Below are 12329 nucleotides of genomic sequence, written 5' to 3' on the forward strand. Positions count from 1 at the left end.
CAGGCCCCCATAAGAAGAGACAATCTTTGAAAAATCTGATTCTTGACCTGATAATACGAAAAACGACCAGTTTCCGTATGGAAATGGTCGTTTTGTCTACAGTCTGAAAGGGATTCTATTGAATCCCTTCTGTCTCTGACCATCTTAATAATCTGATGCGTGGAAAATTATACTTTATTTTTTTGCTCTAAAAGCATAGGGGCTATATTTAATAAAATTGATATAATCGTCAATACTGATAATAAAGTCACCATAGTAGGTACAACATCCAATAAAGCCGACCAATCCTCCTCTTCTACCCATTTGGATACAACATGATATTCTGCCCAAAGGGTCAATGCTGTAAACGATAATCCAATAGCCATTGCAATTTTATAATCTTTTCCTTTCTTATACAGATAAAGATTTATAAAGGTTGCTGCTGTTGCAATAAGTCCAAATATTAACCACATAATTACCCTCCAATATTTCTTGTTTATGTCAGATTATTCCGCGAATACTACGCACCAAACCAGCATGATTACTTAAACATATTCGAAATTTCATTTGAAAATGCTCCAAAAGTAATTACTTTTTCAAATAATACGTAATTATCACTTTATTTATATAACTCGAAGAACTTAATCTATTTTCATCTATTCTATATTTTAGAAAGATAAATTTAATCAATTGTTTATATAATTATAGCATAAGAAATATTGAAAAAGTATTCAATTATTTCAACGTAGATTTCATACAGAGCCTTCTTTTGAAGATTTGAGTTCTTATGTCTGAGGGGAAAGAGTCATGCTACTTCAGATACTCTCTCGCGATTTTCTGGTATTCTTCTACCATTTCCAGATAGTTGTCGATTTCCACATACTCATCCACCTGATGAGGCAGAGTCGGTACACCGGGACCGTAAATTGCCAGATCGAAACGATTGGAAGACTTGGTAAACTCAGCCGCATCTGTGGTGGCGGAGAGACCTATGAGCGGGAGGTCTCTTTCGGAAACCTTATGTATCGCCTCTATGAGCGGGGAGTTCCTGTCTGATTTTACGGAAGGTTTGTTGAAGTCGATTCTGAGCTCAAGTCTGTGACCTTTCTGATTGAGCCTGTCTATAACTGACTGAAGCAGTTCTATGATCCTGTCATTGGAAAATGCCGGAATTGAGCGGATATTTGCCTGAAGCTCTGCGGTTTCAGGAATACTGTTTACCTGGTTTCCGCCAGAGATGACCGTAATATTATGTATGGTACGTCCAAGCACCTCATCTGTATAGGACTGAGAAATGCTCTCCATCTCTCTGTTGACTTCTGTCATGAAATCATTAAGGTGGTTGATGGCGTTGATTCCCTCCCCGGGCATAGAGCTGTGAGCGGATTTTCCATGAGAAGTGACGGTGTAGTTGATGGAACCCATGTGTGTATAGGCAATTCTGTGTCTGGTCGGTTCGCCGATGATGAGACCATCAAGATCATCTGCATAGCCGAGCTTGGTCAGCTGCATAGCCCCAAGTTCGCCCACTTCCTCACCTACGGTGGCGAGCAGTCTGATTTTACCATAAAAAGGAACATTCTTTTCTTTGAGCTCAATCATCGCAATGGTCATTGCGGCGAGTCCGCTTTTCATATCGGTTGTTCCGCGACCATACATCCTATTTCCTTCAACATGACCGCTGTAAGGCGGATATTGCCATTTGGATTCATCTCCTGCATCTACAACGTCCAAATGTCCGGTAAAACCAAGCACTTTTCCGCTTTTTAAACCATGAAGCTCTGCCACAAGACTGCTTCTTCCTGGAGCATAGGGGATAAGTACCGATGAGATGCTGTATCGGTCGAGCAGATTTTTTAAATAAACAGATACTTCTTCTTCATTCTCATTAACCGATTGAATCTGTATGATTTCTTTCAATATATTGATTTTTTCATTCTTGTCCATTTTTATACTCCTTTTCTGTATCTGATCAGTCTGATCTTCTATAGGATGTTCTTCAATTCATCATATCATAATTGAAAAATGAGGACATGAAGCAGATTGTACTTTTTTATAATAAGAGATAAAATCGGTATTTTCGTCTTTCATTATTCTGATTCTCTATATAGTTAAGAGTCGTATATGGGGTTTGAGAAAATATACCTGAAGATCCTCAGGAGCAGTCGGGAAAAGGTATAATAGAAATAATAATACAGCGAAGTAAGGGGAATGAGCGTGTGATGAACAGAGAAATGACGTCAGTTGTTACTGGTGCAAATACAGGTATGGGAAAAGCATCTTCCAGGATGCTTGCAGAGAAGGGATATAGAGTGCTCATGCTTGTAAGAGACAGGAAAAGAGGAGAGGAAGCGCTGAGGGAATTACAGAAAGAATACCCGGACAGCTTTGAGCTGATACTTTGCGATCTCGCTGATCCATCCTCTGTCCGCAGTGCAGCGGAGACAATTGAAGGTAAGGTCACTCGTATTGATCTTCTGATGAATAACGCAGGACTCATTACAACCCGCAGAGAGCTGACAGAAGACGGTCTTGAAAAGCAGTTTGCAGTAAACTATGTGGGACATTTTCTGCTCACCATGCTGCTTCTTCCCCTGATGAAAAGAGGCAGCAGAATCGTTATGGTGTCCTCGGGAGCTCATAAGTGGGGGAAAATCCATTTTGATGATCTGACCTTGAAAGAGAGTTTCAGACCTTTCAAGGCCTATGGACAGTCTAAACTTGCAGGGGTACTTTTTGCGGAAGCGCTTTCCAGAAGACTATTACCCTATGGGATCACAATAAACAGCTGTCATCCCGGTGCTGTTGGAACCAGTATGGGTGTGAACAGGGAAACAGGATTCGGAAAAGGTATCATGAAGATGCTTAAGCCTTTTTTCAGAACGCCTGAATAGGGTGCGGATACAGCTGTCTTCCTTGGTACAGATCCATCAGTGGCGAAGATCAGCGGCAGATATTTCTACAACAGAAAACCCATAGGAGTATCAAGACTTGCAAGGGATAAGGTGCTTTCAGAGAAACTCTTCCGATGGACTGAGGCACATACAGGCATGAGTTTTCTGGAAGTGGCAAAGAATATACACAGTGACTAAGAACCATATGCATTAGAGGAAATGTCTGCCTTAATGATTTTACTTTGCATCATATTGAATCTTCTGACTCAGGCAGCTGATGAGTGCTGAAATCTGTAGAGATTGAGAGTGAAAAAGATATAATACCAGTATGTTCCTGTGATAAGATGATAAGAAACGAGGTGATTCCTATGGAACTTAGAAAAGTGGATGACAAAAACCTTTGGCAGATCATTAAGCTGAGCGTAAAAGAAAATCAGAAACATTTTGTGGCAACCAACACTCAGAGTATTCTGCAGGCTTATACCACCATTACTTCAGGAGGTGTTGCACTCCCCTTTGGACTATATGAAAAGGACGAGCTTGTAGGATTTGTCATGTTCGGATTTGACGGCTATGAGGAAGGAGACCCGGAATACATCAGGGGCAGCTACGGACTCTGGAGATTCATGATTGATGAAAACCATCAGGGAAAGGGCTATGGCCGTAAAGCCATGGAAGCCTGTCTTGATTACATCAGAACCTTCCCCTGCGGAGAAGCAGAGTACTGCTGGCTGTCTTATGAACCTGAAAACACAGCAGCAAAGAAACTCTACAATTCTTTCGGTTTTCAGGAAACAGGAGATGTGGCTGGTGGAGAAATGATTTCCTTGCTGAAACTGAAGTAAATTCGATTGTGAACTGATCAGGCCAGTAATGCTGAAGAGATCATGAAAGAGAAAATGAAGCCGGACATATGGAGCAGATTAATTATCACTGCAGTCTATATGTCCGGTTTCGTTTTATATTATGAAAGATAACGACTAGTAGATTTTATCTGATCGGCTGTAAAGATCTTTTAAGTTTCAGGTTACTGTATATTCTCCAAAAGGCAACAGTGCGTTCAAATCATCATGTTATATTCTTTACGAGGCATGAAAACTGAAACAATAGACGAGGAGGATGAACATATGAGAATTACCATTGGAGATTATCTGATTGAGCGTCTTAAGGAACTTGATATACGGCACGTCTTAGGTGTGCCTGGAGACTTCAATCTGCAGTTTCTTGAACAGATAAGAGAAGCTGAAGGCATAGAATTTGTGGGAACGGCCAATGAGCTTAACGGTGCCTATGCCGCGGACGGCTACTCCAGAAGCCATGGCATCTCTGCGCTATGCATAACCTACGGTGTAGGAGACTTAGGCGCAATAGGAGGCGTTGCCGGATCAGGGGCCGAGCATATACCGGTTATTGTGATTTCAGGTGCACCGCCTCTTTATGCTATGAAACATAACTATAAAGTCCATCACAGTCTTGCTGATGGCGATTTCGAGAATGTGGCAAAGGTCTATCAGGAATTTACTGCCTGTCAGGTGAACATCACGCCGGAAAATGCATCGTTTGAAATCGATCGTGCCATACTCACCGCACTTCGTAAGAGAAAGCCGGTGAACATTCAGCTTCCTTCAAACATCACCTATCTGACCATCGAAACGGATATGGAGCCGCTTGCACCCATAAAGCCTTCAAGTGATCCGGAGCGCATTGATTCTGCGCTGAAAAAAGCAAAGGAGCTCTATGCAGCTGCAAAGATGCCAGCTGTTCTTGTGGACATGGATGTGGACAGGCTAGAGCTTTCTGAGCTTCTTCTTTCGTGGATTGAAAAGACGGGGGTGCCTTTTGCCGCTATGAGTACAGGAAAAGCTGTACTTTCGGAGCAGCATCCGTCATATCTTGGTGCCTATAAAGGTGACGACTCTGATCCTTATGTTCAAGAGATCATTGAGCATGCGGATTTTCTGCTCACTGTCTCCCCAAGGTTCATTGAATGGAATTCCGGACAGTACAGTGTAAACCTGCCACAGGATAAGATCGTTCGCATCGCAAGGGACTATGTGCTTATTGGTGAGGAAGACTTTGAAGGCATCTATGCAACTGAATTTATGGAAGGTATTCTTTCGCATCTGACAGAAGGAAAAGACATTAAGTCCATTGAGAAACCTGAAGAAGAGCTGTTTGAAGACAATGATGAAAAAGAACTGAATCATGCTGATTTCTGGAAAATGATCGGAGGTTTCCTGAAAGAAGGGGATATGATTTTCGGTGAGACCGGAACCAGCAATCATGCACTGATGAGTATGCTTCTTCCGGAGGGAAGCTCCTATGTGGGTTCACAGATCTGGGGTGCTATAGGGTTTACACTTCCCGCATATTTCGGAAGTCTTCTTGCAGACCCTAAGCGCCGCCAGATCCTCTTCATCGGAGACGGATCTTTCCAGGTCACCGCTCAGGAGTATTCTACAATACTTAGGCACAGACAGAATCCGATTATCTTTGTGATCAACAACGACGGTTATACCATTGAGCGCTACATTATGGGGATGAAGGCAGACTATAATGATATCGCGTCCTGGAAGTATTCCCGACTTCACGAAGTGATGGCCAAAGACAGCAAGATAATCACAGCTGAGGTCAGGACTCAGAAAGAACTCAAGGAAGCACTGAAAAAAGCGGAGGAGGCGAAGGAAGGAATACTCATTGAAGTACATCTTGATCCTGAAGATGCTCCGAAAGCGCTGAAGAAATTCGGCCCTACTGTAGCTGAGTTCAATTTCGGTGAAAGAGGTCCAAGCCAGGAGGTTCCGGATTAAGCGTAGACTCATCCCAGAATTAGCATTGTAAATGACATCCCTATCGGACCTTAGATTAAAAGGTTCTGATGCGGATGTCTTTTTGGTAATAATTTTTCTTGTGTGTTTCGGCGTCAGTCATGGTCAGGCATCCCACTGGCAGAGTCTGAGATCCACGTGGTTCTCATCCTTCATGGATACATCTTCACTTTCAAGAAGTTCTCTCTGCTCCATCCAGCCTGGAGCAAGCCTTCCGGCATGGTTTACCACTCTGTGACAGGGATAGCTTCCGTAATATTCCGACATGCTGAGTACCCTGCCGACAAGGCGGGCATTCTTTTCTCTTCCGATGAGACGTGCAATCTGTCCATAGGTTGCAGTCTTTCCTTCAGGAATTTCAGAAACGACCGACAGTATTTCGTAGATCAGGTCTTCATTAAGTATATTCTTCAATTTGCCACACCTCAAAATCTTAATGTCTTTAGTCATAATTATAAACCGTTGAAGTGAACTAGAGTGAAGTATTACGGAGATTATTGGTGGGAATTTATTGTTCTAATCAAACAGATTGGATTTCAGGCTCTTGTTATTTATTTGATCGTAGGATAAAATAAAGACTAATTTAAAAAATGAATAACTCGTATAATCTTGGAGATATGGTCCATAAGTTTCTACCAGACCACCGTAAACGGTCTGACTACGGGAATGCTGCCCTTATTAAAGGATTATTGACTGTTGTCATAATGCTTTAGATATGGTGCATTCTGCCGTGGTGAAAACCACGGTTTTTTTATTTTCAAAAAATCACAGGCGATCTGCAGTTATGCGTACGTAGAAAAAGGAGAAAAAAATTGGATAGACTGAAAGTTAAAATCATAGAAGAAGGCAGAGTTTCGGGTCCCTCGATTCTCAAAGTCGACAGTTTCCTGAACCACCAGCTAGATGTGTCATTTCTGAATGAAGTAGGAAAAGAATTCAAAGAAGTGTTTAAAGATAAGGAAGTGACGAAAATTCTTACAGCTGAGGTATCCGGAATCGCCATTGCGGCGATCGCAGGACTTCATTTTCAGGTTCCGGTTGTTTTTGCCAAGAAGTCTCAATCACTGAATCTGGATCATGACACCTATGAGGGAGAAGTCTATTCCTTCACCAAGGAGCAGCATTTTAAGATCCGTCTATCAAAGCGGTATTTAAGCAAAGAAGACAAGGTGCTTATTCTGGATGATTTTCTGGCAAATGGAGAAGCACTGAAGGGGCTTAGACAGATTGTAGAGACATCTGGGGCGACACTGCAAGGTGCAGGAGTTGTCATCGAGAAGGGCTTCCAGCATGGAGGAGATAAACTAAGAGAAGAAGGGATGGATATTCGTGCCCTTGCAACCATTATGTCCATGGAGGAAGGGAAGATCACTTTCAGGTAAAGGTCAGTTTCGGAATAATCATTTTATGCTTTCCGTGAGGTGAAAATCATTTACGCGGTCGGTTAAGTATTAAAATGACATTTCATAGATTTATGATGGTCCACACTCGATTGGTCAATCTGTCGAGATCTTTGGAGTTTTCAATTGGTTACTGCTCTTACAGCGATTAAACTTACTGGAATATTCTGGTGTTTTCTGAGACAATGGAAGTAGTTAAGAGGAGTCAGAAATGTGCACTCAGAAATGCTGGATGTGCTTTCAATCTGAAAAGCTTTCAGCACGTTAAAAAGGAGTAGATGCCAATGGATAAAATCAGACATGAGATTATGATGGATCCCATGAACAGCAGCTTCACTGAAAAAGGAATACTTCCCTTGTTCAAGGCTTCAAGAGAAGCAAAAATGGTCATAGTCGGTCAGGCACCTGGAAGGAAAGCTGAAGCATCAGGGGTATTCTGGAATGATCTCAGCGGAGACAGGCTTAGAGAGTGGCTGGGCATTTCAAGGGAAGTATTTTACAGTACAGATTGTATCGCGCATCTTCCCATGGATTTCTATTACCCTGGAAAAGCGAAATCAGGTGATCTTCCACCACGCAGAGGATTTGCGGAAAAGTGGCATCCAATACTTCTTGAGGAAATGCCGAACATAGAAACCATTGTGCTCATCGGAAGCTATGCGCAGAAGTATTACCTTGGCAGAGACAGAGAAAAAAGCCTCACGGAAACCGTAAGAAACTTTAGACGCTATCTGCCTGAATACTTTCCTCTAGTTCATCCATCTCCGTTGAATCTGGGCTGGCTGAAAAAGAATCCATGGTTTGAAACAGATGTCCTGCCCAGCTTAAGAGATACTGTTTCACATATTCTTATATAATGATATGCGATGATCCCATCGATAAGGAATCAGACTAACCTTATAATTCTTGAGTAATAAGACAAAGGCGACAGGTTCACTTTGGAGAAAGAGCATGAGCTTTTTTCTCGTAAGTTGGCAAATCGTCGAAAGGGTAAAATTCATGAACCCTGAAATCTGAATGAGTCAGATTTCAGGGTTTGCTGTTATTGACCCATCGGTCAATATGTGATAACATTATATTATTGACCAGGTGGTCGAAAATATAAAGGTGGTGAAATGATGAAACGGGAAGAGAAAAACAGTAAGACCCGGGAGCAGATATTAAAGAGTGCCATGAAAGAGTTTGGAGAAAAAAGCTACTCTGAGGCCTCTCTCAATACCATCAGTAAAGATGGGGAAATCTCCAAGGGTATCATTTACCATTATTTTAAAGATAAGGACGATCTCTATCTTTCCTGTGTTTACCGATGTGTAAGCAGTCTTGTTGAATATCTAAGGGAAAAGGAAAATCTTTCTGGAGAACCGGAGAAAGATATAAAACGCTATCTTGAACTTCGTCACAGATACTTTGAAGGAAACCCAGACGGAATGGGACTTTTCAGCTCATTTATGCTGCATCCGCCAAAACATCTTATGGAGGAGATCAGCAAGTTAAGAGAGGAACTGGATGTATATAACCGCAAACTCTTTGAAAGGATTCTTGAAGGTGTTCATCTCAGAGAGGAAGTATCCCTGGCTGAAGCCATGGAGTTCTTTCTGATGTTTCAGGAATCGTTCAACTACTATTTTTCGCAGAACTACCATGGGGAAGAGAATGAAGCATTCAATCAGCATGAGCAGAAGCTTAAGAAGTTTCTGCCGTTACTTTTCCACGGCATCACAAAGGAGTAATGAAATGACTTTAGAACTGATAGGCAGACTTACCGCCGGCGTCGTGCTGGCTTTTTTCATGGGAAAACTCGTCTCAAGGATGAAACTGCCAGCAATACTTGGCTGGCTTCTTGCAGGGATGATCCTCGGTCCCCATGCTTTCGGACTTTTAAACAGCAGTCTCTTGTCCAGCAGCTGGTACAGGACACTTCTCAGTATTCTTGAGTGTGCCATGGGGCTTTTGATTGGTACAGAGCTCGTCATGAAAGAACTGAAAAAATCCGGAAAACAGATCGTCACCACAACAATTGTTCAGTCCCTTTGGACCTTTCTGACTGTCACAGTCACTTTTGGTGTCATCTTCCATTTCACCGGAACAACCCTTCTTCTCGCACCAGTATTTGGCAGCATCGCTTTGGCTACAGCCCCGGCACCGGCACTGTCAATCGTGAAGGAGTTCAGGACACAGGGGCCAGTGACAAAAACACTGATTCCTCTGGCTGCTCTTGATGATATTGTTGCGATCATCGTCTTTTTTACTTTAATCACACTTCTCTCAGCAACAGGGAAAGGAGGGATGTCACTGCCTTTGACGCTCTTCCTGATGATTGTGCTTCCTATAGTCATCGGCTGCCTGATCGGACTCCTTGGCAGCAAAGTGCTGAAGATTGAAACTTCCAGATGGATGACACTTCTCACGATGATTCTTCTTATTTTAGCAGTTGCCTCTGTCGGGCTTTATATAAATAGAGAACTTCTTCCAAAGCCCATGATGAATTTCATGCTCATGGGTCTGGCATTTTCCGCAACATTTGCGAATCTTGTACCGGAAAAAAGACTCAAAGATATTATGGAAGCGTTCAGTCCCGTACTGGGTATATCATTACTTACGGTTATCCTCAACCTTGGAGCACCACTTGATTATCATCTGATCCTTGGTGCAGGAATGTTTACAGCAGTCTATATCCTCTCCAGAGCTCTGGGGAAATATTCAGGCGCATATGCAGGGGGCAAGTTGAGCGGACTGCCAGCCACAGTGAAAAAATACCTGGGACTTACACTACTTCCTCACTCCGGGGTATCTCTTGTATTCACAGCTATAGCAGTCTCTACCTTAAAGGGCATCTATCCTGATTCTGCAGTGCTGCTGCAGGGAACCATTGCAGCAGCTGCAATCATCAATGAAGTCATCGCAGTCATCGTAGCGAAGCAAGCCTTCGAATGGGCAGGAGAGATCCAAAAAGAAGAGCTTTCTGGAATTGATGTGAGTCTGATCTCCTGAGAGGAGATGTTTACTACACGGCGCTTGCAGTACTCTAATCATTATGAAGTATGGATAGAACATAAATAAGTGGATTAAGCCGTTGCAGGATGTACCAGTTAATCCTTGAGAGTAATCTTTTTCTCTCCCCTCACATGGAGAAAACCGCGGGAAATTATTGAAGAGTTCACCAGAGCTATACTAAAAGGAGATGTTCACAATCTACCAGCCTAAGATCCTAAATATACGTCTTAGAAGGGGAAATGGTATGCCCTTACCCAGCTTCTGGAAACAGACTGGATTGTACATATCCAAGTATCCACTGCTTTAGCTGTGGGATTGCTTGTCTCACGTGATGAGTCCTGATGCACTTTGGAAAACCTGTCATCTGAATTGATGGATTATCATAGTATAAGTCGAAAAATGATCCACTTAAGGTGATAAAACCTTAGGTGGATCATTCGTTAATATAGCTATTCATATGAATAACAGCTGATCAATTCTCTTGGGCAAATATATTTAACCTTTTTTATATTTAGATAGATTTCTGTGTGTGACCAGTTCAAGTACATCTATAATGAGTTTTCATCTTTTTTCATTTCGAAGATCCTATTGACGCCAGAAAAATATATTGCCATCTACCATTCAAGTTGACTTTTTTAACTGCTTTTCTGGTATCAGCTGAATAAATAAAGCGTCATAAGAAGAATAGTCACTATAGCGATAATCAGTGAAGACCACTTTGTGAATCGGATAATAGATGGTTTCAGAGTGAGCTCAGCTTCTTCGTGAAGAGGAGACTTCTTTTTCAGCACATCTTCAGGATAAAAAAAGCTGTAGAGCAGTATTCCGATAAAAGGAATTGTGATCACCGTGAGAATCATTTTCTCGAATATCATTTATTCACCTCGTTTATGTTTTTATGTCTTGATAAGTTATTTCACCAGGAAACGCATAAAATCCGAAATCCGAGTCCATTTTTCAATCGCCAAAAGAATGTCGATATAATTATGTCTTGTATCTATGATTCGGATGATCTTTACTGTTTCTTTTTCCAGACGATAGAATACACAATTATTCTCTAGGACAAAATACATGTAATCTTTTGGTATATCTATAACATTGATCAGTGGTCCGCCCGTTTTTGGAAACTGTTCAAATCGTTTGATGTTCAAAACCCTTTTTCCACCATTTCATTGTAATCGGCTTCATCATTGCATTAATGTCTCCTAGATATTTTCTATCGAATACAATCTCAATTGGCAACATGTTCTTATTTGAGATAGATATCTCTTCTATGGCCAATTTCAACTACAGTTATAATGACTTTTTCATCTTCTATCTTTGCCAAGATCCTATAATCGCCTACTCTATATCGCCATTTGTCATCCAAGTTGCCTTGTAATACTTTTCCAATCACCCTTGGATTTTCACAATTGACAAGCTTATTCTCAATGTAGGAAAGAATAAGAGCAGCAATCTTTTTATCCATTTTTTTTAGTTGCTTGACTGCAGTTTTGGTATATTCAACTTTATACCTCATAAACCCAGTTCCTTTTTCAAGTCTTCATGGCTTATTCTTTCCTGATTCTGCTCTTCATCCCATACTTTATCGAACAAAGTCAAATCAAATTCATCTTCAATTTTTTCTATTACAGCCTGTCTAATAAACGTAGATAAGTCAACATTATGTAACTCCGCATATTTTCTAATTAATGCATCATCTTTATCATTCAATCTTAGTGAAATTGTACTCATTTTAACACCTCCACAAAAGTAAATCAGACTCCCTGTATTACAATGTATTACATAAATATTGTATCATGCAATAAATTTACAGTCAATCGACATTTTGGAGAAAAACTTCATACTTTAAGAGAATAAAACGTTTAAGGCAATCCGCTTATGGTATTGCATCGAAGAAAAATAACAGGTCGGTAGATAAGAATTCTATTGACGGTTTGAAAGAGTGTATAGAATCTCCTCATCAATCTACACTGTTTATTATACTGTTTGTACAAACCCTACACCGTTACTTGTGATACGGTTCACCGTATCTATTCTATCGGCGTGATTCAAAAAAAGGTTGTAGATTCATATGAAGAACATACAAATCAAAATAATAAGTAGATTTGAAGAATAGTGAGTTTTTGATATTTACAATATTCGAATTTCGCTTTGAACCACTATAATATAAAGGCTGTGATTATTTCACTCATATGATTCCACTGATATCTCTTTGGAGTCCACCGATACTT

Annotated in this window: 14 protein-coding genes and 1 riboswitch; of the genes, 8 read left to right on the forward strand and 6 right to left on the reverse strand. The window is 41.1% G+C overall.

What is annotated here, in order from left to right; genetic code table 11:
* Positions 1-167: 167 nt before the first annotated feature.
* A complete protein-coding gene (locus RTX25_RS13990; RefSeq protein ID WP_312654527.1) occupies positions 168-452 on the reverse strand; it encodes a hypothetical protein in 285 nt (94 codons plus the stop codon).
* A 337-nt stretch (positions 453-789) separates the two neighbouring features.
* Positions 790-1926: an ArgE/DapE family deacylase gene (locus RTX25_RS13995; protein ID WP_312654528.1), complete on the reverse strand. Its 1137-nt coding sequence runs from the start codon at positions 1924-1926 to the stop codon at positions 790-792.
* Between the two features lie 275 nt (positions 1927-2201).
* Here RTX25_RS13995 and RTX25_RS14000 point away from each other — a divergent pair, with 275 nt between their 5' ends.
* The 4 genes from RTX25_RS14000 to RTX25_RS14015 all read left to right on the forward strand — a co-directional run bounded on the left by RTX25_RS14000 (position 2202) and on the right by RTX25_RS14015 (position 5683).
* A complete protein-coding gene (locus tag RTX25_RS14000) occupies positions 2202-2873 on the forward strand; it encodes an SDR family NAD(P)-dependent oxidoreductase (RefSeq protein ID WP_312654540.1) in 672 nt (223 codons plus the stop codon).
* A 39-nt stretch (positions 2874-2912) separates the two neighbouring features.
* Positions 2913-3071, forward strand: a complete 159-nt coding sequence (locus RTX25_RS14005) for a hypothetical protein (protein WP_312654529.1) — start codon at positions 2913-2915, stop codon at positions 3069-3071.
* Positions 3072-3241: 170 nt separating this feature from the next.
* Complete coding sequence (locus RTX25_RS14010) at positions 3242-3718, forward strand: GNAT family N-acetyltransferase (RefSeq protein WP_312654530.1); 477 nt, start codon at positions 3242-3244, stop codon at positions 3716-3718.
* A 282-nt stretch (positions 3719-4000) separates the two neighbouring features.
* Complete coding sequence (locus tag RTX25_RS14015; protein ID WP_312654531.1) at positions 4001-5683, forward strand: thiamine pyrophosphate-binding protein; 1683 nt, start codon at positions 4001-4003, stop codon at positions 5681-5683.
* Between the two features lie 123 nt (positions 5684-5806).
* Here RTX25_RS14015 and RTX25_RS14020 read toward each other — a convergent pair whose 3' ends face one another.
* The gene (locus RTX25_RS14020) at positions 5807-6115 is read right to left on the reverse strand and encodes an MGMT family protein (RefSeq protein WP_312654532.1); all 309 of its coding nucleotides are present in this window, start codon (positions 6113-6115) and stop codon (positions 5807-5809) included.
* Between the two features lie 165 nt (positions 6116-6280).
* A riboswitch (purine riboswitch) is annotated at positions 6281-6382 on the forward strand.
* 131 nt (positions 6383-6513) lie between these two features.
* Here RTX25_RS14020 and RTX25_RS14025 point away from each other — a divergent pair.
* The 4 genes from RTX25_RS14025 (at position 6514) to RTX25_RS14040 (ending at position 10092) form a co-directional block, all read left to right on the forward strand.
* On the forward strand, positions 6514-7083 hold the full coding sequence (locus RTX25_RS14025; protein WP_312654533.1) for a xanthine phosphoribosyltransferase: 570 nt from the start codon (positions 6514-6516) through the stop codon (positions 7081-7083).
* 302 nt (positions 7084-7385) lie between these two features.
* Positions 7386-7958: a uracil-DNA glycosylase family protein gene (locus tag RTX25_RS14030; RefSeq protein WP_397428562.1), complete on the forward strand. Its 573-nt coding sequence runs from the start codon at positions 7386-7388 to the stop codon at positions 7956-7958.
* Between the two features lie 258 nt (positions 7959-8216).
* On the forward strand, positions 8217-8831 hold the full coding sequence (locus RTX25_RS14035) for a TetR/AcrR family transcriptional regulator (RefSeq protein ID WP_312654535.1): 615 nt from the start codon (positions 8217-8219) through the stop codon (positions 8829-8831).
* A gap of 4 nt (positions 8832-8835) precedes the next feature.
* Entirely contained in the window at positions 8836-10092 is a 1257-nt protein-coding gene (locus RTX25_RS14040) for a cation:proton antiporter (RefSeq protein WP_312654536.1), read from the forward strand.
* 656 nt (positions 10093-10748) lie between these two features.
* Here the strand turns inward: RTX25_RS14040 and RTX25_RS14045 are convergent.
* The 3 genes from RTX25_RS14045 to relB form a co-directional block, all read right to left on the reverse strand.
* Positions 10749-10970 carry a hypothetical protein gene (locus RTX25_RS14045; protein ID WP_312654537.1) on the reverse strand — a complete coding sequence of 74 codons (222 nt, stop codon included), beginning with the start codon at positions 10968-10970 and terminating at the stop codon, positions 10749-10751.
* A 374-nt stretch (positions 10971-11344) separates the two neighbouring features.
* Positions 11345-11614, reverse strand: coding sequence for a type II toxin-antitoxin system RelE/ParE family toxin (locus RTX25_RS14050; protein ID WP_312654538.1), 270 nt, complete (start codon positions 11612-11614; stop codon positions 11345-11347).
* On the reverse strand, positions 11611-11829 hold the full coding sequence (gene relB, locus RTX25_RS14055; protein WP_312654539.1) for a type II toxin-antitoxin system RelB family antitoxin: 219 nt from the start codon (positions 11827-11829) through the stop codon (positions 11611-11613). The genes RTX25_RS14050 and relB overlap by 4 nt, the downstream gene beginning before the upstream one ends.
* Positions 11830-12329 lie beyond the last annotated feature (500 nt).

Origin of the sequence: Proteiniclasticum sp. (assembly GCF_032054185.1) — a bacterium.
Taxonomy (GTDB): domain Bacteria; phylum Bacillota; class Clostridia; order Clostridiales; family Clostridiaceae; genus Proteiniclasticum.

Bases quoted from the DNA above. Each gene is read 5' to 3' on its own strand.
- RTX25_RS13990 (WP_312654527.1), bottom strand. From the start codon at position 452: ATGTGGTTAATATTTGGACTTATTGCAACAGCAGCAACCTTTATAAAT.
- RTX25_RS13995 (WP_312654528.1), bottom strand. From the start codon at position 1,926: ATGGACAAGAATGAAAAAATCAATATATTGAAAGAAATCATACAGATT.
- RTX25_RS14000 (WP_312654540.1), top strand. From the start codon at position 2,202: ATGAACAGAGAAATGACGTCAGTTGTTACTGGTGCAAATACAGGTATG.
- RTX25_RS14010 (WP_312654530.1), top strand. From the start codon at position 3,242: ATGGAACTTAGAAAAGTGGATGACAAAAACCTTTGGCAGATCATTAAG.
- RTX25_RS14015 (WP_312654531.1), top strand. From the start codon at position 4,001: ATGAGAATTACCATTGGAGATTATCTGATTGAGCGTCTTAAGGAACTT.
- RTX25_RS14030 (WP_397428562.1), top strand. From the start codon at position 7,386: ATGGATAAAATCAGACATGAGATTATGATGGATCCCATGAACAGCAGC.
- RTX25_RS14035 (WP_312654535.1), top strand. From the start codon at position 8,217: ATGATGAAACGGGAAGAGAAAAACAGTAAGACCCGGGAGCAGATATTA.
- RTX25_RS14040 (WP_312654536.1), top strand. From the start codon at position 8,836: ATGACTTTAGAACTGATAGGCAGACTTACCGCCGGCGTCGTGCTGGCT.
- RTX25_RS14045 (WP_312654537.1), bottom strand. From the start codon at position 10,970: ATGATATTCGAGAAAATGATTCTCACGGTGATCACAATTCCTTTTATC.
- RTX25_RS14050 (WP_312654538.1), bottom strand. From the start codon at position 11,614: ATGAGGTATAAAGTTGAATATACCAAAACTGCAGTCAAGCAACTAAAA.
- relB (WP_312654539.1), bottom strand. From the start codon at position 11,829: ATGAGTACAATTTCACTAAGATTGAATGATAAAGATGATGCATTAATT.